Annotated in this window: 23 protein-coding genes, 2 tRNA genes and 1 rRNA gene; 21 read left to right on the forward strand and 5 right to left on the reverse strand. The window is 36.4% G+C overall.

Annotation, left to right across the window (positions count from 1 at the left end):
- Positions 1–35 precede the first annotated feature (35 nt).
- The 4 genes from ACEYOS_RS11425 to ACEYOS_RS11440 all read left to right on the forward strand — a co-directional run bounded on the left by ACEYOS_RS11425 (position 36) and on the right by ACEYOS_RS11440 (position 3702).
- Complete coding sequence (locus tag ACEYOS_RS11425) at positions 36–1202, forward strand: hypothetical protein (protein WP_373708673.1); 1167 nt, start codon at positions 36–38, stop codon at positions 1200–1202.
- Complete coding sequence (locus tag ACEYOS_RS11430) at positions 1189–2019, forward strand: GLPGLI family protein (RefSeq protein WP_373708674.1); 831 nt, start codon at positions 1189–1191, stop codon at positions 2017–2019. The genes ACEYOS_RS11425 and ACEYOS_RS11430 overlap by 14 nt, the downstream gene beginning before the upstream one ends.
- A 202-nt stretch (positions 2020–2221) precedes the next feature.
- The gene (locus ACEYOS_RS11435) at positions 2222–2968 is read left to right on the forward strand and encodes an AAA family ATPase (RefSeq protein WP_373708675.1); all 747 of its coding nucleotides are present in this window, start codon (positions 2222–2224) and stop codon (positions 2966–2968) included.
- A complete protein-coding gene (locus ACEYOS_RS11440; protein WP_373708687.1) occupies positions 2968–3702 on the forward strand; it encodes a YggS family pyridoxal phosphate-dependent enzyme in 735 nt (244 codons plus the stop codon). Before ACEYOS_RS11435 ends, ACEYOS_RS11440 begins: the two co-directional genes overlap by 1 nt.
- Positions 3703–3802: 100 nt before the next feature.
- Here the strand turns inward: ACEYOS_RS11440 and ACEYOS_RS11445 are convergent, their stop codons facing one another.
- From ACEYOS_RS11445 to tilS, 3 genes are all read right to left on the reverse strand, one after another.
- Positions 3803–4606: an alpha/beta hydrolase family protein gene (locus tag ACEYOS_RS11445; RefSeq protein ID WP_373708676.1), complete on the reverse strand. Its 804-nt coding sequence runs from the start codon at positions 4604–4606 to the stop codon at positions 3803–3805.
- Positions 4607–4792: 186 nt separating this feature from the next.
- Complete coding sequence (locus ACEYOS_RS11450; RefSeq protein WP_373708677.1) at positions 4793–6868, reverse strand: protein-disulfide reductase DsbD domain-containing protein; 2076 nt, start codon at positions 6866–6868, stop codon at positions 4793–4795.
- 43 nt (positions 6869–6911) lie between these two features.
- Positions 6912–8213: a tRNA lysidine(34) synthetase TilS gene (tilS, locus tag ACEYOS_RS11455; protein WP_373708678.1), complete on the reverse strand. Its 1302-nt coding sequence runs from the start codon at positions 8211–8213 to the stop codon at positions 6912–6914.
- Positions 8214–8302: 89 nt separating this feature from the next.
- On the opposite strand from tilS, the gene ACEYOS_RS11460 reads away from it, so the two are divergent.
- From ACEYOS_RS11460 to ACEYOS_RS11480, 5 genes are all read left to right on the forward strand, one after another.
- Positions 8303–9139 carry a flagellar motor protein MotB gene (locus tag ACEYOS_RS11460; protein ID WP_373708679.1) on the forward strand — a complete coding sequence of 279 codons (837 nt, stop codon included), beginning with the start codon at positions 8303–8305 and terminating at the stop codon, positions 9137–9139.
- Positions 9140–9240: 101 nt separating this feature from the next.
- Entirely contained in the window at positions 9241–9888 is a 648-nt protein-coding gene (locus ACEYOS_RS11465) for an O-methyltransferase (RefSeq protein ID WP_373708680.1), read from the forward strand.
- Positions 9889–9903: 15 nt separating this feature from the next.
- A complete protein-coding gene (locus ACEYOS_RS11470) occupies positions 9904–10614 on the forward strand; it encodes an NlpC/P60 family protein (protein ID WP_373708688.1) in 711 nt (236 codons plus the stop codon).
- A gap of 48 nt (positions 10615–10662) precedes the next feature.
- Positions 10663–11148, forward strand: coding sequence for a DUF1648 domain-containing protein (locus ACEYOS_RS11475; protein ID WP_373708681.1), 486 nt, complete (start codon positions 10663–10665; stop codon positions 11146–11148).
- Positions 11148–12392, forward strand: coding sequence for a 3-deoxy-D-manno-octulosonic acid transferase (locus ACEYOS_RS11480; protein ID WP_373708682.1), 1245 nt, complete (start codon positions 11148–11150; stop codon positions 12390–12392). Before ACEYOS_RS11475 ends, ACEYOS_RS11480 begins: the two co-directional genes overlap by 1 nt.
- 48 nt (positions 12393–12440) lie before the next feature.
- On the opposite strand, the gene ACEYOS_RS11485 is transcribed toward ACEYOS_RS11480, so the two are convergent.
- Positions 12441–13052 carry a deoxyuridine 5'-triphosphate nucleotidohydrolase gene (locus ACEYOS_RS11485; protein WP_373708683.1) on the reverse strand — a complete coding sequence of 204 codons (612 nt, stop codon included), beginning with the start codon at positions 13050–13052 and terminating at the stop codon, positions 12441–12443.
- On the reverse strand, positions 13052–13804 hold the full coding sequence (locus ACEYOS_RS11490) for a glycosyltransferase family 2 protein (RefSeq protein WP_373708684.1): 753 nt from the start codon (positions 13802–13804) through the stop codon (positions 13052–13054). Before ACEYOS_RS11490 ends, ACEYOS_RS11485 begins: the two co-directional genes overlap by 1 nt.
- A 107-nt stretch (positions 13805–13911) precedes the next feature.
- Between ACEYOS_RS11490 and ACEYOS_RS11495 the strand changes: the two genes are divergently transcribed.
- The 12 genes from ACEYOS_RS11495 (at position 13912) to ACEYOS_RS11550 (ending at position 26436) form a co-directional block, all read left to right on the forward strand.
- Positions 13912–14370 (forward strand): lipocalin family protein, encoded by a 459-nt coding sequence (locus tag ACEYOS_RS11495; RefSeq protein ID WP_373708685.1) that lies wholly within the window; start codon positions 13912–13914, stop codon positions 14368–14370.
- 91 nt (positions 14371–14461) lie between these two features.
- Positions 14462–17485, forward strand: a complete 3024-nt coding sequence (locus ACEYOS_RS11500) for a leucine--tRNA ligase (protein ID WP_373708686.1) — start codon at positions 14462–14464, stop codon at positions 17483–17485.
- 255 nt (positions 17486–17740) lie between these two features.
- Complete coding sequence (locus tag ACEYOS_RS11505) at positions 17741–18604, forward strand: MotA/TolQ/ExbB proton channel family protein (RefSeq protein ID WP_373708976.1); 864 nt, start codon at positions 17741–17743, stop codon at positions 18602–18604.
- Between the two features lie 71 nt (positions 18605–18675).
- A complete protein-coding gene (locus ACEYOS_RS11510) occupies positions 18676–19278 on the forward strand; it encodes an ExbD/TolR family protein (RefSeq protein ID WP_373708977.1) in 603 nt (200 codons plus the stop codon).
- Positions 19279–19286: 8 nt separating this feature from the next.
- Positions 19287–19856: an ExbD/TolR family protein gene (locus ACEYOS_RS11515; protein ID WP_373708978.1), complete on the forward strand. Its 570-nt coding sequence runs from the start codon at positions 19287–19289 to the stop codon at positions 19854–19856.
- Between the two features lie 32 nt (positions 19857–19888).
- Positions 19889–20728, forward strand: coding sequence for an energy transducer TonB (locus ACEYOS_RS11520; protein WP_373708979.1), 840 nt, complete (start codon positions 19889–19891; stop codon positions 20726–20728).
- 73 nt (positions 20729–20801) lie between these two features.
- Positions 20802–20999 carry a C4-dicarboxylate ABC transporter gene (locus tag ACEYOS_RS11525; protein ID WP_373747920.1) on the forward strand — a complete coding sequence of 66 codons (198 nt, stop codon included), beginning with the start codon at positions 20802–20804 and terminating at the stop codon, positions 20997–20999.
- Positions 20989–21861, forward strand: coding sequence for a PstS family phosphate ABC transporter substrate-binding protein (locus ACEYOS_RS11530; RefSeq protein ID WP_373747921.1), 873 nt, complete (start codon positions 20989–20991; stop codon positions 21859–21861). Before ACEYOS_RS11525 ends, ACEYOS_RS11530 begins: the two co-directional genes overlap by 11 nt.
- 101 nt (positions 21862–21962) lie before the next feature.
- Complete coding sequence (locus ACEYOS_RS11535) at positions 21963–23627, forward strand: hypothetical protein (RefSeq protein WP_373747922.1); 1665 nt, start codon at positions 21963–21965, stop codon at positions 23625–23627.
- An 830-nt stretch (positions 23628–24457) separates the two neighbouring features.
- Positions 24458–25974, forward strand: a 16S ribosomal RNA gene (locus ACEYOS_RS11540).
- A gap of 214 nt (positions 25975–26188) precedes the next feature.
- Positions 26189–26262: transfer RNA gene (locus ACEYOS_RS11545), tRNA-Ile, on the forward strand.
- 100 nt (positions 26263–26362) lie between these two features.
- Positions 26363–26436 (forward strand) — tRNA-Ala (locus ACEYOS_RS11550).
- Positions 26437–26816: the final 380 nt, after the last annotated feature.

A 26816-nucleotide genomic window follows, 5' to 3' on the forward strand; every position in this document is an offset into this window, starting at 1 on the left:
TTTTGGGCGAAATTTAAAACCAAATCTAAAAATTTATGAAGCAACTTTTACTTTTTTTACTTTTTTCATTTTCTCTCGTCAATTCTCAGACGATTAAAAAAATCAAGATCACAGATGCTGAAACAGGCAAAGCGATACCCAATGCGAGAATTATTCTGGCAAACCAAATTTTTTATTCCAACGACGATGGATTTATTTCTCTACCGAAAGACGCAAAACAATTTGATGTTTCGATTGCTGGATATGAAAGCTTGAAAAGCGCGAAGTACCAATCCACGATTAAACTAAAGCCTTTGTACGATGATATTGAAGAGGTGAAAATAGTTTCCATTGATGTAAAGAAAATATTTAGAGAAGTTTTGAACAACTACAGCGAAATATATTATAATAAACCCGCTGTTTATGATATCACCTATTCACAAAAAAGTTTTGAAAATGAAAAAATGAAATCTTTAATGATTGCAGATGGGAAATATTGGGTGCGTGATGGAAAATTTAATGGAAAAGAAGCCTTCAATGGAAAGCACGATAATTTCGTTCAACTGCAGATCGATACGCTTCGGTATTTTAAGACAGAACCTAATGAATTTAATATAAAAGTCAAAGAAGATAAAGGAGCTCATGATGGCGTGGGAAATTTCTTTTTTAATTATGAATTGCAACGAATGAACAGTTTATCCAAAAAAAGGAATGCGATAACTACAGGAAGACTTGTGCACGAGGATGAGTTAGAGCAGCATATTTTTTACCAGATCAAGACAGATGCTGATCTAACTTACAGCGGAACCATCATCTTCAATAAAAAAGATCGGGCGATCATTAATTTTGAGATGATTTTCAATCAAAGCAGTTTTAAACCGAAAATTTACAAAGATGAGAACGGCAAAGAATATGCGCGCCAGTCGCCAAATGGGAAGTTTGTATTTGATTTTTATAAAGTTGGAGAGCATTATGTTCCATCCAAAGTGAGTATTAAATATGACAGTTCGAAGTTCACTCAGGGTGAAAATATTTTTGAATTTCGCTCTGCCCGTGAAATTATTTTTAAAAACTTTAAGGAAGGTAATGAAACAGGTCTGCAAAGATCTGTAGAAATTAACAGTGCATTTTGGCGGGATATGAAAGTAAGCGCTGAAAAAGGAGAACTTAATTTAAGCAAAGAAGAACTGAAATTTATAAACGACGGAAATGATGAAAACTAAGGTTGCATTTTTTATCTTATTTCTGAGTCTTTGTATTTCGGCTCAAACTCACCGTTTTATTTATGATGTTGAATTTCGAAAAGATTCAACTTCACAAGTGACCACCCAACATAATTATCATTTGGATATCACCGGCGATGACATTCTTTATTATTCAAGAGATTATTTTGTTGCAGATTCTTTAATTAAAAATAATATTTCTTTTCCCGCAGATTTAAAGTTGAGTACTTCTACGATTTTAAAACACAAAAAAGGAATTTCTACTTTCAACGAATATGATTTACTTGAAAGTACAGTGCTGGATTTGCAGACGAAAGACGTTCAAATCTGGACATTGACCAACGAGAAAAAACAATTAGATAATCTGACCCTTCAAAAAGCGACCACAACTTGGGGCGGCAGAAATTGGATCGCTTGGTTTGCGAAAGAAATCCATTTTCAAGAAGGACCTTACAAATTCCATGGTTTGCCTGGGATGATTCTTGAGGTTTTTGATGATCAAAATAATTACAAATTTTCGCTCGCGAAATCAGAAAATTTAAAAGAATCCGCAGAAGACCAAATTATGGAGTACGCAATGGAAATAAGTATTCCTGTAACCTGGGAAAAATATAAAGCCACCAAATTAAAATTTTATGAATCACCAGTTGGGTTTATGAAAAATGCTAATGGCAGATCAGGTAGTTCCGATTTTTTCCTTAATGATGGAACAGTTGTAAGTACTGCCAATACTAGAGAAATTAATGAACGTTTGAGAAAGAACATGAAGACGTTCAATAATCCAATCGAATTAGATAAATTGATTTTATATCCTTGATTTTTTAAGTGCTAATCTTATTCGTTGTAGATCACTATGGAGAATATAGTTCTAAGTCTTTCGTGGTCCATCCTAAAATGAAGTTTAGAAAAACGAATTACCGATGTAAAGTTCTCAAGTCCGTTTTCATAATATTTATCATTCCAGGTTACCAACCAATCTCACATTTCTTCCCTAAATTTGTACTTAGAAATTTCCCCTTATGAATGTATTCGATCTTATTATCAACGATAAAGAAGTAGTTTCTTTAAATGATGTATTTCTCAACAAATACAATCATCATAATATTCTGCAACTGATCAAGGAATACAAATATGTAGATGAACTCACTAAATATGGTTTGCCGGTCAATAATAAAATACTTTTGCAAGGACATTCCGGTTGCGGAAAAACGACGACTGCAAAAGCAATTGCTAATGCACTCGGGAAACCAATCTTGATTTTAAATTTGAGCAACGTCGTTTGTTCCAGAATTGGAGAAACTTCCCAAAACATCAAACAGGTTTTCGATAAAGCAGCACGGGAAAAAGCCGTTCTTTTTCTGGATGAATTCGACCAGATCGGCAAGGAAAGAGGGAGCGATGATAAAGATGTGGGGGAAATGAGAAGATTGGTCAATACCATCATTCAACTCATTGATTATTATCCTGCCAACGCTTTACTCATTGCTGCTACCAATCACGCGGAAATTATTGATCAGGCTTTAATGCGACGTTTTCAGTTGCGTATTAATTTTGAAATGCCATCCGCTGAAGTCTTAGATACGTATTACGATAAGATATTACTTCCGTTTCCGAAGGACATGCAGAAATTCGAGCGACAATATAATATCTCCTTTGCCGAAGCCAAGGATTATGCTTTTACTAAAATCAAATCTGTTCTCATCGAACAATTCGAAAAGTTGGATCAACAGGACGAATTAGAGGAAATTGAAAAATCAGTGAAATGATGACAGAATCGATTGTAGAAAATCTAAAACGCATTCTTCAAAGAATAGAAAATGCATGTGTAAAAAGCGGTAGAAATCCAAGTGAAGTTCGGTTATTGCTTGCTACGAAAACCGTTTCTGCAGACCACATTAAAATTGCAGTCGAAGCAGGTCAAACTTTAATTGCAGAAAATAAAGTTCAGGAAGTAAAAGAGAAATACGAATCTTTAAAATCAATTCCTCACGAAAGTCATTTCATTGGAAATCTGCAAAGCAATAAAATAAAAGACCTTTTGAAATGCGAAATTTCCTGCATTCAATCACTCGATCGATTTGATTTAGCACAGAAACTTCACCAACGGTTATTATTTGAAAATAAAACGATGGAAGTTTTAATTCAAGTCAATACTTCGAATGAAGAAAGCAAATTTGGGATTCATCCAGACCAAGCCACTGAATTCATTCGTCAAGTTTCAGCGTTGGAAACGTTGAGAATAAAAGGTTTAATGACGATCGGTTTATTCAGTGCTGAAACAGAAAAAGTAAGGAAGTGTTTTCAATTGTTAAAAAGTATTCAACAAAAAGTAATTTCTCTGCAAATTCCAAATGTCGAAATGAAAGAACTTTCGATGGGAATGAGCGGTGATTTGGAAACCGCCATCGAAGAAGGTTCTACGATTGTCCGAGTTGGAACCGCCATTTTCGGACAAAGAATTCATCCCGATAGTTATTATTGGAATGAAAATAAAAACTAAATAATTTCATTTCCAATAAACATAAAAATAACCGACAATCACTGCCGGTTATTTCTTTTTTAATAAAGGTCTACCATCTATTCGTTTATTCTCTTTCCGTCTATTTCGCAGAAATCATTTTATTCAAACCCGCCAAAATTTTCGCACCTTCATATTTTAAAGCATATAAATGTTCGCCACTGAATTCTATAAATTGTTTTGGTTCAGAGGCGTCATTGAACAACATCATTCCCTGTGCAAAAGGAACGTCTTTGTCTTCTTTGCTGTGAATAATCAATTTTGGAATTTTAGTGATTTGCTTAATATCTTCTTTGGCAGAATACGGGGTTACAAAAGAGTTCTCCAAATAATCTTTTACTTGCGGAGCATAAACTGCAGCGATGTGTCCAAAAGAAAACATTCCACCTTCTAGAACAAGACCGCTGATTTTATCCTGATGATTTTTCGCCAAATGCGTTGCGATCTGCGTTCCCATCGAGGCTCCATAAAAAATGACTTTCTTATTTTTGATATCATCTCTATGCATTAATTCATTAAAAATCTTTTCTCCATCTGCCGCAATATTTGTGTGCAGAGGTTTTCCTGTCGATTTTCCATAACCACGGAAATCGATCATCACAATTTGAAATTGATCATTTAATAAAGGCGTTAATAACGGAGCATAAGTCGTTACGTTTCCACCTGCGCCGTGAAAATAGAAGATGGTTGCTTTCGCCTTTTGCTGAGGTTTTAGAATGATAGCGCTGATGGTGTCATTTTCCACTGGTAATTTTATCGCTTCAACATTTTTCCATTCAATGGGTTGTAAGACTTTGCTCGGGAAATAGAATTTGTCATCCATTTGTGCATTTACAAAAAGGACTTTGGTAACCAGTAAAATCAGCAATAATAATTTTGTTCTCATGTTGTTTATTTATACTGCGAATATAAACGCACTCCTTAATTTGTCAAAAACATTAATACCGAATGGTCAATTTTACTTTCTGAACCGTAATTTTTTACAAATACATTTCCATTTCCACAAAAAAATAACCGACAATCACTGCCGGTTATTTTTATTAAATAAGATGAAAGTCTATCATCTATCAGTCTATTTTCTATTCGTCTTGAAATAATTAATTCCACATTCCAGGAACGCTTTGAAATCTTCTTTCGGCATATAACCAGAAATTGGAGTGTTGATCACTTTTCCATCTGGAGAAATTAATACATAGTGAGGTTGAGAATTATTATTGAAGTTGATCTGTTGGAACAAACTCCATTTATCACCGATCGTTTTTACTTTCTTCTTTTGTCCATTCCCCATGTCAACTGAAGTTTGCTCGCTTTCTGGTAACGCTTCTTTGTCATCAACATACAAGGAAACCAAGATCACTTCGTTTTGTAGGATTGGTAAAATATCTGGTTCGCTCCAAACGAATTCTTCCATCTTACGACAATTTTCACAACCGTAACCAGTGAAGTCAACCAACATCGGTTTGTTTTCTTTTTTCGCTACCTCAATGGCTTTGAAATAATCATGTTCCGGATGCATTCCAAGAATTCCATCACCTTCTTTGTGCAAATAACTCACGTTGATTGGAGGCAAAATTCCACTTAGGTATTGCAACTTCGGTCGGTCTCCTGGGAATAATCCTTGAATTAAATAGATGATAAATCCGATTCCAAAAACTCCGATAACTTTTCTTGTAATCGAAATCTTCGCATTTTTATCATCGTGTGGAAATCTGATTTTCCCGAATAAGTAAAGAACCAATCCAATTGAGATTAAAATCCAGATCACGATAAATAATTCTCTTTTCAGGAAGAATGTTTTTGAAACCAGATCTGCTTTTGATAAGAATTTTAAAGCCAAACCTAATTCAATAAATCCTAAAACTACTTTCACGGTATTCATCCAGCCACCAGATTTTGGTAAACTTTGTAATGCTTGTGGGAACAATGCCAACAATCCGAAAACGATGGCCCACGAAAATCCAAATCCAGCTAGAGCAAAGGTCAACATCATTGGTATGTCGGCAGAACCTGTAAGAGAACTTCCTAATAAACTTCCTAAAATTGGGCCTGTACATGAGAATGACACGATGACCAAAGTTAAAGCCATGAAAAATATTCCGATGATTCCTCCCGCGTCTTCTGCTTTCGAAGACTTGTTCGCAATTGCACTTGGCAAGGTAATATCATAGTATCCGAAGAAACTTCCTGCAAAAAATAAGAAGATTAAAAAGAAGGCAACGTTCAACCAAACTGAAGTTGAAATTTGATTAAAAATATTTCCGGCAATTCCATCAATAATATGGAAAGGAACACTTAATAAAACGAAAATCAACAGGATGAAAAATCCGTAGATGAAGGCATCTCTTTTTCCTTTCGATTTGTCTTTCGCTCCTTTGGTAAAGAAGGAAACGGTTAATGGAATCATCGGGAAAACGCACGGTGTTAATAAGGCGATCAACCCTCCGAAAAATCCTAATAATAAATAGGTCCAGAAGTTTTCTGAATTTTTTTCTTGAACCACTCCGCAATCAGTTTGAGGATTGGCAAAATCAATTGACGCAACTTTCAACCCTTCTTGAACGGTTGCAACTGGCGCTGCAATTGTTGTTTCGTCGATATCAGTTGTTCGTACACTATCGGTATTTTCACCAGCAATTGGCGGGACAATCACCTCTTCAGATGAGGTTGGTGTGTCAGCCGCAACTGTTGCCGGAGTTACTTTCTGTTCGAATTCTAAAGTATTCGGTGCCAAACAAACGCGGTCATCACAAGTTTGATAAGTAATTTCTGCGGTTACATTAGCAGGTTTTGCGTTGTTCTTTAATTTGAATTTCTGTTTAAATAAAACTTTGTCAGAATAATAAACGATCTGAGCACCGAAAGCTTCAGAAAATTCATCATGCTTTTTGCCCACTTCCTGTACTTTTCCGATGAGGTTAATTCCGTCTTTGGAAGTCAATTTCATTTCGGTTGGAATTCCCGAATCTTCCGGTAAGTCTTGGGAATAAATATGCCAGTTTTTATCAATGGTCGCAGTTAAGACTGCTTCATATTCATCGTTTGCGAGCGCGTTGATATTGTATTTGAACTTTACAGGATCTTTGATTTGGGCCGTAACTCCTTGAAAAAGGAAAAGGACAATAAGGATAAACCAATTTTTAAATTTCATTTTTTACTTTTACTTTTTAGCGATTCATCCATAAAAGAGAATGCTATATTTTTACTTTGATGATTTCTGAACTTTCTTTCGATGCTGCAAATCTTCGGTCCTGGCGGAATGGGAGAATTCCTAATACTTGGTCATCACCATCGCACAAAAGCCAAATTTTTTGCTGGCCAAAAATAGGGATTTTTTCATCCTTAAAAAATTTTGAGATTTTCTTTTTACCTATCATTCCAATTGGGTGGAATAAATCACCCTCTTTTTTACGTCTTAATTTAAAGGGAAACTGAACTTTGCTACCATCAATTTCCCAGTTGACTTTCCCTAATGCTTTAATTTCCTGCTGTAGATTTTCCGGGATTATTAGTTGGTTTCCAGAATCGATTTCCAAAATAATCTCTTCTTGAACTTCCTCTACAATTAGATCTACGATTTTTTTAAGGACAAAGATTTCACGGTCGCTGTTTAATTGATATTCACTTGAAATAAATTTCTTGCCAGCCTCGGCTTTTTTGATTTTAGCGATCTCTTCAGCTTCAGTGAAACCAAATTTTCTTAGGATTTCATATTGAATGAATTCACTTTGGTTAAAAAAAAGCTTCTTATTAATTTGTAAAGAATCTTCTTTATTAACGATAATTTCTTTTTCAATTTTAAAGATCTGTTCATCAACAAAGTTTTTAGTCTGATTCAAATAGGAAATGCTTTTACCAAAATTGTCCAGAAAATTTTCATTGACTTCCAGTAACTTGGGCACAATCTCATTTCGGATTTTATTCCTCAGATAATCATTTTTTTGGTTCGATAGATCTTCACGGAATTCAATATTGTTTTCTTTTACGAAATCATAGATCTCTTCTTTAGAAAAACTAAGAAGTGGACGAAGAATATTATTTTCATTCGCCGGGATTCCTGTCAACCCTTTAATTCCAGAAGCTTTTGAAAGATGAATAATGAAAGTTTCCAATTGATCATTTAAATGATGAGCAGTCACAATGAAATTTAAACTCCGTTCTTGTTGAATCTTCCGAAAGAAATTATACCGAATAATTCTCGCCCAATCCTGAATCGAATTTTTAGGTTTGTTGTCCATTTCCGAAACCTGATAAAGGTGAAAATGGATATTGTTTTGCTCGCAGATTTTCTCCACTAATTCCTGGTCTTTATCAGAATCTTCTCCGCGAAGTTGGTAATTAATGTGCGCAACTTCGAATTTCAACTTCGAATCTTTAAACAAATCAAGCAAAACCATAGAATCAGCTCCACCACTTATTGCGAGTAGAAATTTTGTATTCCTGTAATCAGCGAAAAGTCGTTCTAAAGAGTGCTGAAAAGTCTGTGAATTAAGCAATTTTTAAGGTTTTTTTAAGGAATATTTAGCAAAGATAATTCTTCTGTTCAAAATGAAATCTCTATTTTTGGACGAATAAAAAGATTATTATGAATATCGGAAAAATAGGAGCCGTTTTAGGAATGGCAGTATTGATGACTTCGTGTGTAAGCAAGAAGCAGTTTGATGCGTTGAATACCAATTACAATCAATGTATCACCAATGTTGGAGAAAGACAACGTGAGATTCAGGATTTAAAAGGAATGAATTCTGGTCTTGCAAGCGAAAATGCTTTGTTAAAAGGACAGAACGATGCTTTGAAATCTTCCTTGGATGCTTGTTTGTCTAACAGCGGAAAAGGTTCAGCCAACATCGATAAGTTGATTGGTGAGATCAATTCTTCGAACAAATACATCAAACAGTTGATTTCGACCAATTCTAAAAACGACAGTTTAAATCTAGCTTTATCTAATAAACTAAAACGTTCTTTGGATAATATCGCCGATAACGATGTTCAGGTGAAAGTTTTAAAAGGAGTGGTAATGATCTCTTTGTCTGACAATATGTTGTACAAAACTGGAGATTACAACATTTTACCGGCTGCACAGGACGTTCTTGGAAAAGTAGCGAAAGTGATCAATGACTACGATACTTATTCTGTATTGATCGAAGGTAACACCGATAATGTTCCTTTGACTTCTAATAATTTACCAAAAGATAACTGGGATCTGTCTGCTTTGAGAGCAACCTCAATGGCGAAAGTTCTTCAAACAAGATTCGGCGTAAATCCAGCGAGGATTACAGCGGGTGGACGAAGCGAATACAATCCGAAAACGACCAACGCGTCAGTTTCTGGAAGAGCAGAGAACAGAAGAACAGAAATCATCATCATGCCTAAACTGGATGAGTTTATGAAATTAATGGATATTGCTCCTGTGAAAAACTAAGCAAATATCTTTTAGATAGTTATTCAGCGCTGTTAGAGCTTTAAGTTCTAGCAGCGCTTTTTTTATTTTAAATGCTTAAATTTGACTTAAATTAATATTGCATGAGTTTTTTCGAAGAACAATGTCCAGAAATGGATCGCTATTTAGAAAATCATACGTCGGTGGAACCAGAGATTTTGAAGAGATTACGAAAAGAGACTTTTCAAAAAACAACTCAGCCTCACATGATTTCCGGTTATCTGCAAGGAAGACTTTTAGCGATTTTGTCGAAAATGATCAATCCTAAAAATATTTTGGAGATTGGAACTTTCACAGGTTATGCCACTTTGTGCTTAGTGGAAGGTTTATCAGCAGAAGGAAAAATAACCACTTTAGATATTAATGAAGAACTGGCTTATCTGCCTAAAAAGTATTTTAAGGAAAGTGAACATTCAGGTCAGATTGATTTTCAATTGAAAGATGCAAAAGCTTTCTTAAAGGAAACTAATGAGTTTTTCGATTTCGTCTTCATCGATGCCGACAAGGAAAATTATGTGGAATATTTTAATTTAATAAAACCCAGAATTAAAAGTGGAGCAGTAGTGCTTTTTGATAATGTGTTGTGGTACGGAAAAGTTTTAGAAGAAAATCCAAAGCAAAAATCCACGCAAATCATCCAAGAACTCAACGACCTGATTGCAAAAGATGAGGATTTCGAAAATCTTATTTTACCTTTGCGTGACGGACTTCATTTAAGCAGAAAAAAATAAACTTTGGAAATGACGATGAACAAAGGAATTTGTACAGTTTCGGTGGCTGCAATTCGTGCAGAACAATCTCATCAGTCAGAAATGACTTCGCAACTTCTTTACGGAGAAACGGTTGAGATTCTTCAAAACAAAGGAAAGTTCGTTAAAGTTAAAATGCATTTCGATGGTTATGAAGGGTGGATCGATTCTCAGCAGATTGTCGAAATTTCTGACGACTATTTTACCGAAAGAAAAACTGAACTCGTAGCGAATACCGTTCAAATGTACAACACCTCGCAAGGTTCGATCTTACTGTCAATGGGAAGCGAAGTGAATTCTGAAAAAACCGATCCTGTCTTTTTGAATCTGGAAACTATGTCAGCAACGGCTAAGCAATTTCTAAATGTTCCCTATTTGTGGAGTGGCCGAAGTTTTTTCGGAATCGATTGCAGCGGATTCGTACAGTTAATTTATAAAGCTCACGGAATCACATTACCGAGAGAAGCGCAGCAACAATCTGAAATTGGCGAAGTTTTAAGCTTCGTTGAAGAAAGTAAACCGGGCGATTTAGCTTTTTTTGAAGATGAAGAAGGAAGAATTTGTCATGTTGGAATGATGCTCGCTGATCACGAAATCATTCACGCTTCGGGAAAAGTCAGAATTGACTCTTTGGATTCCACTGGAATTTTCAATAAAGAACTGAATAAGCACACTCATAAACTGCGATTCTTGCGCAGTATTTTTTGAAAAAAATATAATCCCTAATTTAGGGCTTTGTATTTATTTAGAATCATCATGAAAAAATTACCCTTTTACCTAAAGATTGTTTCGTTTGTTCTTTTGATATTCATCTGGGATTATATTTTTATTAATTATCGGAATTTACCGCTCTCTGTTCCCATTCACTTTGACTGGGATGGAAAACCTAATTTTTTCGTACCCCGAATTATGATCTGGTTTTTAGCGGGAGTAGCAACTTTTATTTATTTATTAATTTTTTATCTGACCAAGAATATTAATTCTCCCATGTTAAAAATGCCTCAGAATATTAAAGACAATACGATGAAAGCCGAACGAATTGTGAGTATATTTCATTTGATCATTATGTTGATCTTAACCGTTATTACCTACGAAAGTATTGCGGTTGGTTTAGGAAAATATGATGCGGTTAGTCCGGTCACTAATTATTTAATAGTTGTTCTTTTTCTGGGCGTCATCGCAATGATGATTTATTCCTATATGATTTCGAAGAGAAGTGTTTCTCAAAATCCTCTTAATTAATGTTTTTCTATAATCTTTTCATCCGTTTGCTGATTTCAGGAATGAGAGTCGGCGCTGTTTTTAATTATAAATTGAAGAAAGGCTTGGCTGGAAGACGGCAAAGTTGTGACTTGGTCAAAGGAAAGTTTTCAACTGAAGATAAAGTGATTTGGATGCATGCTGCAAGTTTGGGTGAATATGAACAAGGACTTCCGGTCTTAGAAAAACTGAAAGATCAATATCCAGCGTACAAAATTTTAGTTACTTTTTTCTCGCCGTCGGGTTACGATAATGTGATTAAAAAAAATACGATTGCCGATGTTATCTGCTATCTTCCATTTGATACTGAAAAATGGGTAAAAGAATTTACGTGTAACTTTAAAACGGATATTTTCTTCACGGTTAAATACGATTATTGGTATCATCTTTTAGAAGAGTTAAAAACGCAGGGAACGAAAATTTATGTGGTATCAGCCTTGTTTTATGAAACACAGGTTTTCTTTAAAGCTTATGGACGTTGGTTTGTAAAGCAATTGAAAAAGAATGTAGATTTCTTCTTTCATCAAACCAAACATTCTACAGCTTTAGCGAAAGGAATTGGCTTGAAAAACTCCATGACCACTGGAGATACGCGCTACGATAGAGTACGAAAACTCAGATCCAGAGATAATTCGGTAGATTTTATTGAGGAGTTTAAGCAGGATTGTAAAGTCATCATTTTCGGAAGTTCGTGGGAAGCAGAAGAGCGTTTGGCAGAGATGATCGCTGCAAAAAACAGAGATGTTAAGATCATTATCGCTCCGCACGATTTAAAAAGGGTAGAGCATTTGAAGACCATATTCCCTGCTGCAATTCTTTATTCCCAAATTACAGACAAACAATCTTTAAAATATTTAAATGTTAAAGTGCTGATTATTGATTGCATTGGTTTGCTTTCGAAATTGTATTCTTACGGAGATTTAGCCGTGGTCGGTGGGGGTTTTCATTCCAAAGGTTTGCACAATATTCTCGAAGCAGCAACTTTCGGAATTCCTGTTTTCTTCGGAGATCAATACACCAAAAATCCTGAAGCTGATGAACTCATTGCCAGAAATGGTGGTAAATCTTTTGAAGATGAATTTTTTGCGGCGCCTTATCTTTTAGCCTTACTGAATAATGATGCTTCTTTACAAAAAATGGGAGATAATGCAATGCAGTTTATTGAAAGTCAACCGATAGCTTCTCAAATTATTGTGGATCAAATTGTGCAAAAACAATTGTCTTAGAGTTTCCTGATGCCTATTTAATAAGATTATTTCAGTTATCTGAAATCCCTATTTTAACAATCCATCAGCTTTAATAGCTTTCAGTATTTGATCAATATCGTCGGGAATATTGTAAGGTTCAAGCCAACTTAGGAATAATCCGTTGTGTAGCGAAAGTTCTTCTAAAACTTTATTGTCGGTGATTTGTTTTTGAACAGTTTCAAAAATTTCTCTTAAATCCAAGAAATAATCTGTATCTAATTTTTTAGTTAAAACCAATGAGCGGAAGATTTTGTTCAGAAGATAAATATGCAGTTTATAATGGTCACCCAATTTAGGTTGATTTTTAAAAGTTTCACTTACCAGCAAAAGTGCCAAAGAAACTTCTCCAAATTTATCAGTGGTAATTTTTACATGTTCTGTGATTTTTGCACTTATTCGTCGAATGCCGGGTAAGAAATATTTCGTTCGACCATACTTTTTGGCAACCGCTGCAACTTCTTCTTTAATTATTGTTTCCAGCTGATTTCGCTTGTCATCTGCTGTTTCTGGATCGATCAATTCGAAATAAAGTCGATGCGATAAAATCCGATCTTTTTTAAGCAAACGAATAATTAGTTTATCTTTTTCCTGAGACGTAAAATTAGAAATTGCCTCTTTAAATTCTTTTGAATATTCCATTAATTAAATAGTTTAGAGTATTTCATAAATCCATTCAAAGCCCAGTTAGCGGTGTAATACCAAGATTTAAAAGTAGAGAAATGCATATAATCTTTGTAAACCAAATATTGGTCTTTCATAATATTCGTTTTTTTTCTGGAAATGCTGCTCGCATGCATTCTGTATTTTGCCATGGTTTTATTGAGTGGTTTCCCAACCGGAATTTTCTTTAATAAATTAAGCCACATCACATGATCTTCCCGTTTGCTACCGGCCGGAAAATATTCTTTGCCTACTCTTTCAGAATCATACATAGAACTTAATAATGATAAACGACAGGTCTTCAGTAAGTTATCAAAATTCACCTCTTTGTCTGCCTGAAAATCTGCGATTGTCGGATTTAAGTTTTCATCGCATCTCGCATAATTAGAATAAGCGAGTTCTGCTTTTTCTTTTTTCATAAAAGAAACCATTTCATCCAAAAAATTGGATTCCCAAAAATCGTCAGCATCTAAAAAAGTAATGTATTTCCCCTGTGCTTTTTCTAAAGATAGATTGCGAGCGTGACCGGCACCTCCGTTTTTTTCGGACAGCGTCAATACAATTCTGGGATCATTAATTTTTTGAATTATTTCAACCGAGTCATCAGAAGAGCAGTCATCGGTAATTAACCATTCCCAATCGGTAAACGTTTGAGCCATTACAGACTGAATCGTTTCTTTTAAAAATTTTGAAGAATTAAAACAAGGCGTGATAATAGAGACTTCGGGCATAGGATACAGTATTTCAAAGCAAAGATAATTGAATCTTAAACAATTACTAAAATTTAAACGGTACAAAGTTTGTGTACTATGCAATGTATAACATAAATTTAAAAATTATGAAAAAGTTATTGGTAATAAGCGCAGCTCTAGGTTTGGCAGTATTAACGAGTTGCCGAAGCGATAATGACAACGAATCGGAACAGTTAACGCTCACTGGAAATTGGCGTCCAGATAAAATTGTATCTACTACAACTTCAGGCGGAACCTCTACTTCAACCACAGTGGTTACCGATGCATGTCAACAAAAAGGTAGAATAATGTTTACGACAGATACTTCTGGAAAGATTAACTACTATGATAATGTCAATGGAACTTGTTCGTTACTGTTTGATTTAGACATGACCTACAGTTATAATCCTGGAACAAAAGATTTTTCGATTACAACCAATGGGAATAAAATGGATGGCGCGGTCACAATGTTAACCAGTACCAATATGGTTGTGTACTATGTGGATAAAAGTAATCCTGACAGTACCAATAGGGTAGAGATTTCGGCAACGAAAGTGGCAAACTAAATTCTCTGTTTTAAATTAAATATTCCTCACCTTCATCGGTGAGGATTTTTTGATTTCAAAACCTTAAATTTGTGACTTATAAATTTAAGAAATGTTTTACGACCATCAATCCATCGAAAAAAAGTGGCAGAATTTCTGGCAAGAAAATCAAACCTACAAAACTGATAATACAACCGATAAACCCAAATATTACGTTTTGGATATGTTTCCTTATCCTTCGGGAGCGGGTTTGCACGTTGGTCATCCGCTTGGTTATATCGCTTCAGATATTTATGCGAGATATAAAAGACATCAGGGATTTAATGTTTTACACCCAATTGGCTATGACTCATTTGGTCTTCCGGCGGAACAATATGCGATTCAAACAGGACAACATCCTGCGGTGACAACTGAGGAAAACATCACGCGCTATGAACAGCAAATGCGTAGGATCGGCTTTTCATTTGACTGGAGTAGGGAAGTACGAACATCTGATGCTTCTTATTATAAATGGACGCAATGGATTTTCATTCAGCTTTTTAATTCGTGGTATAATCAATCAACAGATAAAGCGGAAGATATTAAAGAATTAATTCTTCATTTTGAAGATCACGGAACTCAAGGTTTATCAGCGGTTCAAAACGATGCCTTAAATTTCACCGCGGAAGAATGGAAAGGTGCTTCTGAGTTAGATCAGCAGGATATTCTGTTAAACTACCGTTTGGCTTATCGTGCAGAAACTACTGTAAACTGGTGTCCAGGTTTAGGAACTGTTTTGGCGAATGATGAAGTAAAAGATGGTAAATCTGAAAGAGGTAATTATCCGGTTTTTCAAAAGAAAATGATGCAGTGGAGCATGCGTATTACCGCATATTCTGAAAGATTGTTGCAAGGCCTAAACAATTTAGATTGGCCACAACCGTTGAAAGATGCGCAAGAATATTGGATCGGAAAATCTCAGGGAGCCTTGGTGACTTTTGATGTTGAAGATTCTGAGGAAAAGATCTCCGTATTCACCACGCGTCCAGACACAATTTTTGGTGCAACCTTTATGGTTTTAGCTCCAGAGAATCCTATGGTTAAAACTTTAACGATTGAAGGTCAGAAAGAAGAAGTTGAAAATTACATTGAACAAACGTCGAAGAAAACGGAGCGTGACCGTATGGCAGACGTGAAAAACGTGAGCGGTGCGTTCACTGGATCGTATGCTTTGAATCCATTTACCAATCAGGAAATGCCAATTTATATTTCTGATTATGTGTTGATGGGTTATGGAACTGGCGCTGTTATGGCTGTTCCTGCACATGATGAACGCGATCATCGTTTTGCCAAGAAATTTGATTTAACCATTGTAAATGTTATTGAAAACGATAACGACATTCAGGAAGAGTCTTTTGATTCTAAGGATTCGGTTTGCGTGAATTCAGAATTTTTAAATGGTTTGAAATATGACGACGCCAAAATTTTAATTATTGGCGAAATTGAAAAGAAAAATATCGGTCACGGCACCACCAATTACAGACAGCGAGATGCTATCTTCTCCCGTCAAAGATATTGGGGTGAGCCCGTTCCAGTTTATTATAAAGAAGGAATGCCGTACACTTTGCCGATTTCTGCTTTACCTTTGGAATTGCCGGAAGTTGAAAAGTATCTTCCCACTGAAGATGGCGATCCACCTTTAGGAAACGCAAAAACATTTGGTTGGGATGAAGCGAATCAGAAAGTAGTTTCTACCGATTTAATTAATAATGAAACTATATTTCCTTTAGAATTATCGACCATGCCTGGCTGGGCAGGAAGTTCTTGGTATTTCTTAAGATATATGGATCCGAATAACGAGGAAGTTTTCACTGATAAAAATCTTTCCGATTATTGGGGACAGATTGATCTCTATATTGGCGGAAGTGAGCACGCAACCGGACATTTACTCTATTCCCGTTTCTGGAATATGTTTATGAAAGACCGAGGTTACATTAACCATGATGAACCTTTTAAAAAACTCATTAACCAGGGAATGATTTTGGGAATGAGTGCTTTTGTTTTAAAATATAATCCTTTATTTATTTTAGAAGATGGCTCAGGTACAATTAGCATTGCTGATTCAGGTGTTTTTATAAGTAAAAACATCAAAGATTTATTTGATAGAAATTGGGCAAGCTTATTGGATATTAAGCAAAGAGGAATTGCAAATGAAAACCTATCGGCTGATGAGCAAATGTTATATTCTACGATGTTATCATTAGATAAATTCGCCAGTTCAAAGGGATATCAAGGAATTGATCTTAATGCTAACGCTTATCTTCACTCTTTTCAAAAAATCCATGTTGATGTTTTTTTATTAAAAGGCGGAACTGATGAACTCGATACTGATAAATTCAAAAGTTGGCGTGCCGAATACGCAGATGCTGAATTTATATTAGAAGACGGAAAATATATTACCGAGCGCGAAGTCGAAAAAATGTCCAAATCAAAATATAATGTCGTAAATCCTGATGATATTTGTGATGAGTTCGGAGCTGACTGTTTACGGTTGTATGAAATGTTCCTTGGGCCTTTAGAACAATCAAAACCGTGGAATACGCAAGGTCTAAGTGGAGTTTATGGCTTCTTAAAAAAGTTCTATAATCTTTATTATAATGGAGATGATTTCGAAGTTTCTGAAGACGAACCAACCAAACAAGAGTACAAGATCCTGCATACTTTAATTAAAAAAGTAGTGTTTGATATTGATCATTTCTCTTTCAACACTTCGGTATCACAGTTTATGATTGCCGTAAACGAGTTGCAAAAACTGAAGACAAACAAGAGAGCGATCTTAGAGCCTTTAGCAATTATCGTTTCGCCGTACGCACCACATATTGCAGAAGAACTTTGGAGCAAATTAGGTCATGCTGATTCGATCGAATTTGCACCTTTCCCTGCCTTTGAAGAAAAGTATTTGGTAGAAGATGAATTTGATTATCCTGTAAGTTTTAACGGAAAGATGAGGTTTAAATTAAGTTTGTCTGCCAGCTTATCTGTACCAGAAATTCAGGAAATCGCATTAGCTGATAACCGGACAAAGGAACAATTACAGGGAAATTATCCTAAAAAGGTGATAATAGTCCCGAAAAAAATAATTAATATTGTTCTCTGAAAATAAATAGTTGAAATAATATTGATGGTGCAGTCATAAAAAATAGGACATAATTTTTGTGATTTTTTAAAGGTATTTTTAAAATCGAAAATTATCACCATTATTTAATTCATTTATTATTGATAATTCAATGTTAATGAATCTTAAGATTGCTAAAATTTATTTTTAATGACTCTTAAGGACTTGCATTATTAAATATTTTAACTTTATTTTACAAATCGAAAATTTAAAATAACAATTATAATTTAGTTTAGTATGGAAATGAATGTTTCAAACAACGAGGAGCAAGTAGTTGCTAAAAAATTAGGAGGTTTAAATCCTGCCTTAATACTGCCTATTCTTTTGGTGATAGGGTATTTAATCTATTATTTTGTTTTAGGAAGTCCAGGTAACTTCAAACCAGATCCTAGGTTAACTGGTGCATCGGTAGCATTATCAGATGTAGAAATTAAAGAAATTTCACCAGAAGGCTTTATGGGAATTATCTACATGGGTGGACCAATCGTTCCAATTCTTATTTCATTTATGATTATCGTAATCGTTTTCTCAATCGAGCGTGCTTTAGTTCTTAAGAAAGCTGCAGGAGCAGGAAACGTTGACAACTTCGTATTATCAGTAAGAAGATTGCTTAGCCAAAACAAAGTTGATGAGGCATTAGAAGAGTGCGACAGACAGCAAGGTTCTGTAGGGAATGTTGTGAAAGAGGGATTAACCACTTACAAAGCATTGTCTCATGACACTACTATGAATAAAGAGCAAAAAATGGTTGCACTTAACAAATCAATTGAAGAAGCTACAACATTAGAAATGCCAATGCTAGAGAAAAATATGATGATTCTATCTACCTTAGGTACTGTAGCTACATTGGTTGCACTATTAGGAACGGTAATTGGGATGATTAAAGCTTTCCACGCACTAGGTTCAGGAGGTGGAACACCAGATTCAGCTGCATTGTCAATCGGTATTTCTGAGGCATTGATCAACACGGCTTTAGGTATTGGTACTTCTGCAGTTGCAATTATTTTCTACAACTATTTTACTTCTAAGATTGACGGATTAACGTTCAAAATTGACGAGATCGCAATGTCAATCCAGCAGTCGTTCGCAGAATTCCACTAAGAATTACTGCCCGATTGGAGGTCTTAATTTAAGATCTCAAAAAACAGAAGTTTAATAAAAAATAATTTACAATGGCGAGAGTCAAACCAAAAAGACATAATATACGAGTAGATATGACGGCCATGACCGATGTATCGTTTCTACTCCTTACGTTTTTTATCCTCACGGCTCAGTTTGCAAAACCTGATATCGAGACGATAACTACGCCATCTTCTATATCTGAAAAGCTTCTTCCTGACGGTAGTCTTATGACTATTCTTAGTACTACCGACGGAAGATTCTATTTTACACCAGTTGAAAACGGAACCGAGCGTATGGCTCTTCTGAATAACATGGGAGAGAAGTATGGTATGACATTTACTGATAAAGAAAAGGCAGCTTTTGCCACTGTTCAGTCAATTGGAGTTCCGATGAATCAATTAAAAGGATTCTTGGATCTCTCGGATGAAGACCGAAAAGCTTACAAAAGCAAAACGGGAATCCCAATGGATAGTACAAATACACAATTAACAGAATGGGTAAAACAAAGTTTAGCCGTAAATCCTGATTACAAATTAGCAATCAAGGGAGACGTAAATACAAAGTATCCGAAAGTTAAATCTTTATTTGAAGGGTTAAGAGATATGGATTTCTTGAAATTCTGGTTAATAACAAGTCAAGAAACGGCACAATAATATAAGAAATGGCAGACGTACAAGTACAAGACAAAGGCGGGAAAGGCGGTAAGGTTCGATCGAAAAAATCGGTACCTCACGTTGACCTTACACCAATGGTGGATTTGGCTTTCCTTTTGATCACATTCTTTATGTTAGTGACTACTTTTAACAAACCGAATGTGATGGATTTAGGACTTCCGGCAAAACCGAAAGAAAACCAGAAACCACCAGATACAGAGATTGATTTAACCAATTCAATTTCACTAATTATAGGGAAAGACAATAGAATTTTCTATCACCAGTTACCAAGAGAGGAACTTACAGAAGCTACTCTTAAGGAAACTACCTTTGATAGAAATGGGATTACTAAAGTAATCGAGCAAGCAAAAGCCAGAGCAAAAGATCAAACCAAGTTTACGGTTATTATCAAGCCAACTGACGATGCAGTATATAAAAATTTCGTAGATATTCTAGATGAAATGGCAATTACCAAAAATGAGATATACGGTATTACCGATGTTAAGTCTTGGGAAGTTGCAGTTTATGAGAAAAAGGTAGGAGAAGCACCAAGTGCAGCAACACCAGCTACCAACTAGAATAATACTTTTAATATTTAAAAGAAAGAATAATGGCAGATGAAAACACTTACAATAGTAGTCCAGGTTTGGATGAGATTGTATTTGAAAATAGAAATAAAGCTTATGGTGCCTATGATCTAAGAACTTCTTATAGATCCATGTTAACCAAAGCTTTCATCCTTGGGACAGTTTTATTCTGTATTGCCGCGATTACCCCATTTGTGATAATGAAAATTAAACAAATGCAGGCGAAAGAGACAACTGAAGTTAATGCCAACTTGATTGACATTCTTCCGGAACAGGATCAAATTATTGAGCAACCGAAAGATGAACCACCTCCACCACCGCCGCCACCAAAAGAAGAACCAAAAATTGAGGTGATTCAAAACGTAGTGCCGGAACCGGTGAAAGCACCGAAGGTAGAAACTCCACCGCCGCCAATTTCAGAACAGTTGAAAACAACAACTGGAGTTGTGGCTCAGGAAGGAGTGAAAGCTCCAGCATATGCACCGCCGCCGCCGCCGCCTTCTACAGGGAAAGTACAATCGGTAGAAGTAAAACCACAAGTTTCAGAAACTCAGGTTTACACGGAAGTTGAGCAGTTAGCAGAATTTCCTGGAGGAATCAACAAATTTAGAAGCAGCGTTTCTAATAACTTTGATACCGGAGTGATGGATGGAGATGAAGGTGTTGTTAAAACAACAATTACTTTCGTTGTTGAACGTGATGGTTCGATTACTGATGTAAAAGCTGATGGTCCTAACAAAGGATTTAATGCAGAAGCAATTAGAACAGTGAAGTCCGTTAAAAACAAATGGTCTCCTGCAAAAATTAATGGTCAAGCGGTCAGATACCGTTACAGATTGCCATTAACAATGCAATTCGAATAATAATTTTAATTAAAATTAATAAGGAAGAGAAGTGAAAGCTTCTCTTTTTTATTTTTTTTGTAGTTTTGTGGATATGATATTTAATTGGCTTTCAGTAGTTGCAGGGTTTTTCTATCTGTTGTTAGGAATAGTGGTAATTATTTATAAATTTTTCGTCATCTTTTTAGAACCCAATGTTGCTTATCCTTTAGGCGGCTTGTTTATTCTTTATGGAGCTTTTAGAATCGTACGTGCAATCTATAGAATCAGAGAACAGCGGAATGAAGAATAGTATATTATTAATGATAAGTTTTTTTGCACTGATGGTATCATGCAAAAAGAAAGAGGTTCGTTTAATCGATAGTCCACAGCAAGGAGAGATCACCATGGAAGTGGATGAGTCTTTTGCCAGTGTTTCAGAAGCACTCACTGATCGTTACATGGCACTGTATCCTGGGACTAAAATTAACCTTGAAATTAAAAAGGAAGATTTCGCGTTCTTAGATTTGCTAAAAGGTAAAACAAGGGTAATCGTGATGTCGAGAGATTTAACACCCAGCGAGAAAGAAGCCTACAAGAAGGAAACAAACTTAGATTGGTTGCCTGCAAAGTTTGCAGCCGATGCAGTTGTTTTTATCGTTCCCAAAGATTCACCCCGAGAATCAATCAGCGTAGAAGAAATTAGAAAAGAGTTGACTGGTAGCACAAAAAATATTATTTTTGACGGTACCAATTCAAGTAATCTCAATTTCGTAGCGCAGAATTTAAGCACTACACCAGATAAGTTGCAGTTTTCTATTATCAATGGAAACAAAAACATCGTGGAGCAATTAAATAAATTTCCAGAAAAGATCGGTGCAATTGCTTTAAATACGATTAGTCGCCCTTATGATCCAGAATCTGAGTTATTGCGAAATTCTGTTAAGATTTTAAAAGTGATCAAAGACAATAAAGCGTATGAGCCTCGCGTAGAAAACTTAGCGAATATGTCTTATCCTTTTTCGCGTGTTTTGTATTTTCTTACAAATGAGAAGTACTTCGGCTTAGGAAATGGGTTTATTCGGTTTTCTTGCACACAATTGGGTCAGATTGTAGTTTCAAAAGAAGGTTTGCAACCTTACAACATTTTCAAGAGAGAAGTTCAAATGCGCTAATTATAAGAATAATAGTGCTTTGGAAAACGAACACCAATTTTGGTATAATAATTGGGTGCTATCGTAGTGTAAAGTTATTTTAATAAATTAAAAATTATAAAATGAAAGATATAATGAGTTTAACGAAGAAGATTGCCTTCGGGGTTTCAGTAGGATTTTTTACAAATTTTGCTTTTGGTCAGACATTACAGGAAGGTATTAACAGTGCAGATAGTCATAAATATGCACAGGCGAGACAAGTATTTACCGAAATGGTTACAAAATCTCCAAGCGCAGAGAATTATTTCTATTTAGGTAATTCTTATTTAACGCAGTTTGAGCCTAACTTTGACAAAGCACAAGAAGATTTCAATAAAGGTTTAGCATTAGATAAAAAAAGCAATCTTAATAAAATAGGTCTTGCATCTGTGAAATTAGGAAAAGGCGAAAAATCAGCAATCGCTGAAATTCAGAGTATTGTTAAGGATTCAAGAGAGAAAGATGCGGAAGTGCTTTATAGAGCTGCAGAAGCTTTGACTTTATTTGGTGGCGCAGCAAATGCTGATTTGGCAATTGATTATTTAAATAAAGCTGCAGAGAAATCTGCTAAGAACGGAACTCCAGCTCACTACTATTACACGTTGGGTGATGCTTATCGTTTGAAATTAACAAATAGTCCGCAAGTTGCTGGTTCTGCGATGACCGCTTATGAGAAAGCATTACCAAGTGCAAAAAACAAAGCATCGGTATTTACCAGAATCGGAACCCTTTGGATGCAAGCACAACAATGGAAACCGGCAAAAGAAAATATTGATAAAGCCATTGCCTTCGATCCAACCTACGCTCCTGCTTATAAAGCAAAAGCTGGTTACGACATTAGATATCAGCAAAATGCTTTAGCTACACAAGATTTAATAAACTACGCAAAATATGCTGATGAAGATCCAGATACCCAGTTAGAAATTTCTAAACTCTTCTTTACCAATGACGATTATGGAAACTCTAAAATGTATTTAGATAAGGTATTTGACAAAGTTGATGATCCAATTAAATTTAAATTAAGAGCTTATTTACAATATGCAGATGGTGATTATGCCGCAGCTAAAACAAGTATTGATTCCTTCTTAGCAAAAGCAGAGAAGAGCAGAGTTCTTGCATCTGACCAAGGTTTGATAGGACTTATCGCGGCTGGTTTAGCGCAAAAGGAAACAGATGCGGTGAAGAAAGCAGCTTTACTTACAGAGTCTCAGCAAAAAATCGCAGTTGCGAAAGCAGCTAAAGACGAAACCATGAATTGGGACGAAGAGTTAGTGAAGATCAAAGGTGGCGGTGGAGTGAACCAGGCATCTGTGGATGCGGGTGAAACAAGTCCAGAAATCGAAGCACTAAAGAAAACAGTTGCTAAAAATCCTCAGGATACCGATGCCTTGTTTAAATTAGCCAACGCTTACCAGGAAGTTAAAAATTGGAATGGAGCAATTCATTCTTGGCAAAAAATGAGCGGATTGTTACCAGATTGGGCACCTGCTTACTATAGCCAGGGTTACTCTCAACAACAGGCGGGTAACAATGAGTTGGCAAAGATTGCTTACGAAAAATACATCGCTACTGTAAAACCTGAAGAGGTAGAAAGCAGCAAAGAGATCTTATCTTACGCTTATTTTGCGGTTGCATACTTAGATAAGGACAGCAATCCTGCGAAAGCAAAAGATTATGTAAGCAAGTCGGTCATGTTAAATCCTTCTTATCAGGACGCAATTAATCTTAACAATCAGTTAAATAAGTAATATTTAATTTTATGATATCCAAATCCCATTCGAAAGAGTGGGATTTTTTTCGTTTAAAAATTTCTTAGATATAAAGTGTTTTGTTTAAGACGAGATAAACTTGGTAGTTATTTTTTTATTAGGGCGGTTCCCTTGCCATCGCTTATAAAAATGTTGCATAATTTTCCCACACCTCGGGTCAGGCTCTTCGCTGCAATTCCTCGCGCCTGAGCTAAAACCCATCGCTTGCTGTGGGATTTCCACTGCGATCCCTACCGCAGATTAAGGATTTCGATTCGTAAAATTGTTTGAAATCACCCACTCCAGATAATGTTGATAACTTTAGATGATGTGCAATTATTTGTCAATCAACGCAATGGATTCTTTTTTATACACTTGTTTGAATTTTATCAAAAAAACATTGCGAGATGTTTCAAGTAGGCTTACATTTGCACCACTCTAAAAAAGGAGTAGCGCAGAAGACCAGGAGGAACTAAGAGCATCAAAATTGAGAGGCGTAAGTTTTTTTAATTTGGTAGAAATTAATTCTTGTGGGATCAAATAAACTTCTTATCTTTGCAATCCCAAATCGAGAGAGAGGGCAGCGAAGTAGAGCAGATTGAATGATTGGAGATGGATATTTTAGGAGTTAAAAAACTTTTAAAATAAACTTAAAAAACATTTGGTCAATTAGAAATAAGTTTATACTTTTGCACTCGCAATTCGAAGACAATGACAGATTAGTCTTTGGAAATAAAGCGAGAAGAATAGAGATCATTGACATACAAATAACAACCAAAAAATTAAGGAAAAGCAAAGCGTCAATAACTTTGAGTGAGTCAGACAAACATACAATGGAGAGTTTGATCCTGGCTCAGGATGAACGCTAGCGGGAGGCCTAACACATGCAAGCCGAGCGGTATTTATTCTTCGGAATAGAGAGAGCGGCGTACGGGTGCGTAACACGTGTGCAACCTACCTTTATCAGGAGGATAGCCTTTCGAAAGGAAGATTAATACTCCATAATATATTAGATGGCATCATTTAATATTGAAAACTCCGGTGGATAGAGATGGGCACGCGCAAGATTAGATAGTTGGTGAGGTAACGGCTCACCAAGTCATTGATCTTTAGGGGTCCTGAGAGGGAGATCCCCCACACTGGTACTGAGACACGGACCAGACTCCTACGGGAGGCAGCAGTGAGGAATATTGGACAATGGGTGAGAGCCTGATCCAGCCATCCCGCGTGAAGGATGACGGTCCTACGGATTGTAAACTTCTTTTGTATAGGGATAAACCTCTCTACGTGTAGAGAGCTGAAGGTACTATACGAATAAGCACCGGCTAACTCCGTGCCAGCAGCCGCGGTAATACGGAGGGTGCAAGCGTTATCCGGATTTATTGGGTTTAAAGGGTCCGCAGGCGGGCCGATAAGTCAGTGGTGAAATCTCATAGCTTAACTATGAAACTGCCATTGATACTGTCGGTCTTGAGTAAATTAGAGGTAGCTGGAATAAGTAGTGTAGCGGTGAAATGCATAGATATTACTTAGAACACCAATTGCGAAGGCAGGTTACCATGATTTAACTGACGCTGAGGGACGAAAGCGTGGGGAGCGAACAGGATTAGATACCCTGGTAGTCCACGCCGTAAACGATGCTAACTCGTTTTTGGGGCGCAAGCTTCAGAGACCAAGCGAAAGTGATAAGTTAGCCACCTGGGGAGTACGTTCGCAAGAATGAAACTCAAAGGAATTGACGGGGGCCCGCACAAGCGGTGGATTATGTGGTTTAATTCGATGATACGCGAGGAACCTTACCAAGACTTAAATGGGAAATGACAGGTTTAGAAATAGACCCTTCTTCGGACATTTTTCAAGGTGCTGCATGGTTGTCGTCAGCTCGTGCCGTGAGGTGTTAGGTTAAGTCCTGCAACGAGCGCAACCCCTGTCACTAGTTGCTAACATTCAGTTGAGGACTCTAGTGAGACTGCCTACGCAAGTAGAGAGGAAGGTGGGGATGACGTCAAATCATCACGGCCCTTACGTCTTGGGCCACACACGTAATACAATGGCCGGTACAGAGGGCAGCTACACAGCGATGTGATGCAAATCTCGAAAGCCGGTCTCAGTTCGGATTGGAGTCTGCAACTCGACTCTATGAAGCTGGAATCGCTAGTAATCGCGCATCAGCCATGGCGCGGTGAATACGTTCCCGGGCCTTGTACACACCGCCCGTCAAGCCATGGAAGTCTGGGGTACCTGAAGTCGGTGACCGTAAAAGGAGCTGCCTAGGGTAAAACAGGTAACTAGGGCTAAGTCGTAACAAGGTAGCCGTACCGGAAGGTGCGGCTGGAACATCTCATTTTTGAGACTCTTCGTTAGGAGAGTATAAACAAACAACACGGTACGCAAGTACCAGAGCACTTGCTCAAAGTTAGCTTTGCATTTTCTTTATTTGGTTGATATTTATAAAAAACATACCCACTAGGATTAGTAATCAGGGAAAGAGATTGAGGATGAAGGAGAGTAGAAGAATATGCAAGTATTACTTATTACTCATCACCCATTACTCATAAAAGAGTCTCGTAGCTCAGCTGGTTAGAGCGCTACACTGATAATGTAGAGGTCGGCAGTTCGAGCCTGCCCGAGACTACTAATAAATAGAAGATAGATGTTAGATACTAGAAGTTAGATAGACTCCGCAAGGATTTAATCTAAAATCTAAAATTTATCATCTAAAATCTAACACTAGCGGGGAATTAGCTCAGTTGGCTAGAGCGCCTGCCTTGCACGCAGGAGGTCAAGGGTTCGACTCCCTTATTCTCCACAAGTTATAGCAATATAACGGGAACAGGTTACAGTAATGTAGCGAAAAGCTTCTGAAAGGAAGCGAGCATAGAAGATATTTACATTACAGATTAGAATGATGCCGAAAGGAGGCAGAATGGACTAAGAGATTAGGAAATTTGGATAGGATCGAGACCTATATATTCACAGTTTTACGATACTGATTTAAAAGTTACGGATGGAGCCAAAAACACATCTGTTCATCAGTGGAGTAGAAAGACATAAGATCATTGACATAAACGATAAAAACATCACAAAGAGAAAACCGAGCACTTTCGAGTGCCGAGTTTAAATAAAACTAGTCTAACAGCAATGTTAAACAAACTGAACTAATATATTATTAGGAAAGAAATCGTTAAG

The organism is Kaistella sp., from assembly GCF_041824135.1.
Lineage (GTDB): Bacteria > Bacteroidota > Bacteroidia > Flavobacteriales > Weeksellaceae > Kaistella.

Excerpts from the sequence above, each read along its gene's own strand:
- ACEYOS_RS11425 (WP_373708673.1), top strand. The coding sequence starts at position 36 with ATGAAGCAACTTTTACTTTTTTTACTTTTTTCATTTTCTCTCGTCAAT.
- ACEYOS_RS11430 (WP_373708674.1), top strand. The coding sequence starts at position 1,189 with ATGATGAAAACTAAGGTTGCATTTTTTATCTTATTTCTGAGTCTTTGT.
- ACEYOS_RS11435 (WP_373708675.1), top strand. The coding sequence starts at position 2,222 with ATGAATGTATTCGATCTTATTATCAACGATAAAGAAGTAGTTTCTTTA.
- ACEYOS_RS11440 (WP_373708687.1), top strand. The coding sequence starts at position 2,968 with ATGACAGAATCGATTGTAGAAAATCTAAAACGCATTCTTCAAAGAATA.
- ACEYOS_RS11445 (WP_373708676.1), bottom strand. The coding sequence starts at position 4,606 with ATGAGAACAAAATTATTATTGCTGATTTTACTGGTTACCAAAGTCCTT.
- ACEYOS_RS11450 (WP_373708677.1), bottom strand. The coding sequence starts at position 6,868 with ATGAAATTTAAAAATTGGTTTATCCTTATTGTCCTTTTCCTTTTTCAA.
- ACEYOS_RS11460 (WP_373708679.1), top strand. The coding sequence starts at position 8,303 with ATGAATATCGGAAAAATAGGAGCCGTTTTAGGAATGGCAGTATTGATG.
- ACEYOS_RS11465 (WP_373708680.1), top strand. The coding sequence starts at position 9,241 with ATGAGTTTTTTCGAAGAACAATGTCCAGAAATGGATCGCTATTTAGAA.
- ACEYOS_RS11470 (WP_373708688.1), top strand. The coding sequence starts at position 9,904 with ATGAACAAAGGAATTTGTACAGTTTCGGTGGCTGCAATTCGTGCAGAA.
- ACEYOS_RS11475 (WP_373708681.1), top strand. The coding sequence starts at position 10,663 with ATGAAAAAATTACCCTTTTACCTAAAGATTGTTTCGTTTGTTCTTTTG.
- ACEYOS_RS11480 (WP_373708682.1), top strand. The coding sequence starts at position 11,148 with ATGTTTTTCTATAATCTTTTCATCCGTTTGCTGATTTCAGGAATGAGA.
- ACEYOS_RS11485 (WP_373708683.1), bottom strand. The coding sequence starts at position 13,052 with ATGGAATATTCAAAAGAATTTAAAGAGGCAATTTCTAATTTTACGTCT.
- ACEYOS_RS11490 (WP_373708684.1), bottom strand. The coding sequence starts at position 13,804 with ATGCCCGAAGTCTCTATTATCACGCCTTGTTTTAATTCTTCAAAATTT.
- ACEYOS_RS11495 (WP_373708685.1), top strand. The coding sequence starts at position 13,912 with ATGAAAAAGTTATTGGTAATAAGCGCAGCTCTAGGTTTGGCAGTATTA.
- ACEYOS_RS11500 (WP_373708686.1), top strand. The coding sequence starts at position 14,462 with ATGTTTTACGACCATCAATCCATCGAAAAAAAGTGGCAGAATTTCTGG.
- ACEYOS_RS11505 (WP_373708976.1), top strand. The coding sequence starts at position 17,741 with ATGGAAATGAATGTTTCAAACAACGAGGAGCAAGTAGTTGCTAAAAAA.
- ACEYOS_RS11510 (WP_373708977.1), top strand. The coding sequence starts at position 18,676 with ATGGCGAGAGTCAAACCAAAAAGACATAATATACGAGTAGATATGACG.
- ACEYOS_RS11515 (WP_373708978.1), top strand. The coding sequence starts at position 19,287 with ATGGCAGACGTACAAGTACAAGACAAAGGCGGGAAAGGCGGTAAGGTT.
- ACEYOS_RS11520 (WP_373708979.1), top strand. The coding sequence starts at position 19,889 with ATGGCAGATGAAAACACTTACAATAGTAGTCCAGGTTTGGATGAGATT.
- ACEYOS_RS11525 (WP_373747920.1), top strand. The coding sequence starts at position 20,802 with ATGATATTTAATTGGCTTTCAGTAGTTGCAGGGTTTTTCTATCTGTTG.
- ACEYOS_RS11530 (WP_373747921.1), top strand. The coding sequence starts at position 20,989 with ATGAAGAATAGTATATTATTAATGATAAGTTTTTTTGCACTGATGGTA.
- ACEYOS_RS11535 (WP_373747922.1), top strand. The coding sequence starts at position 21,963 with ATGAAAGATATAATGAGTTTAACGAAGAAGATTGCCTTCGGGGTTTCA.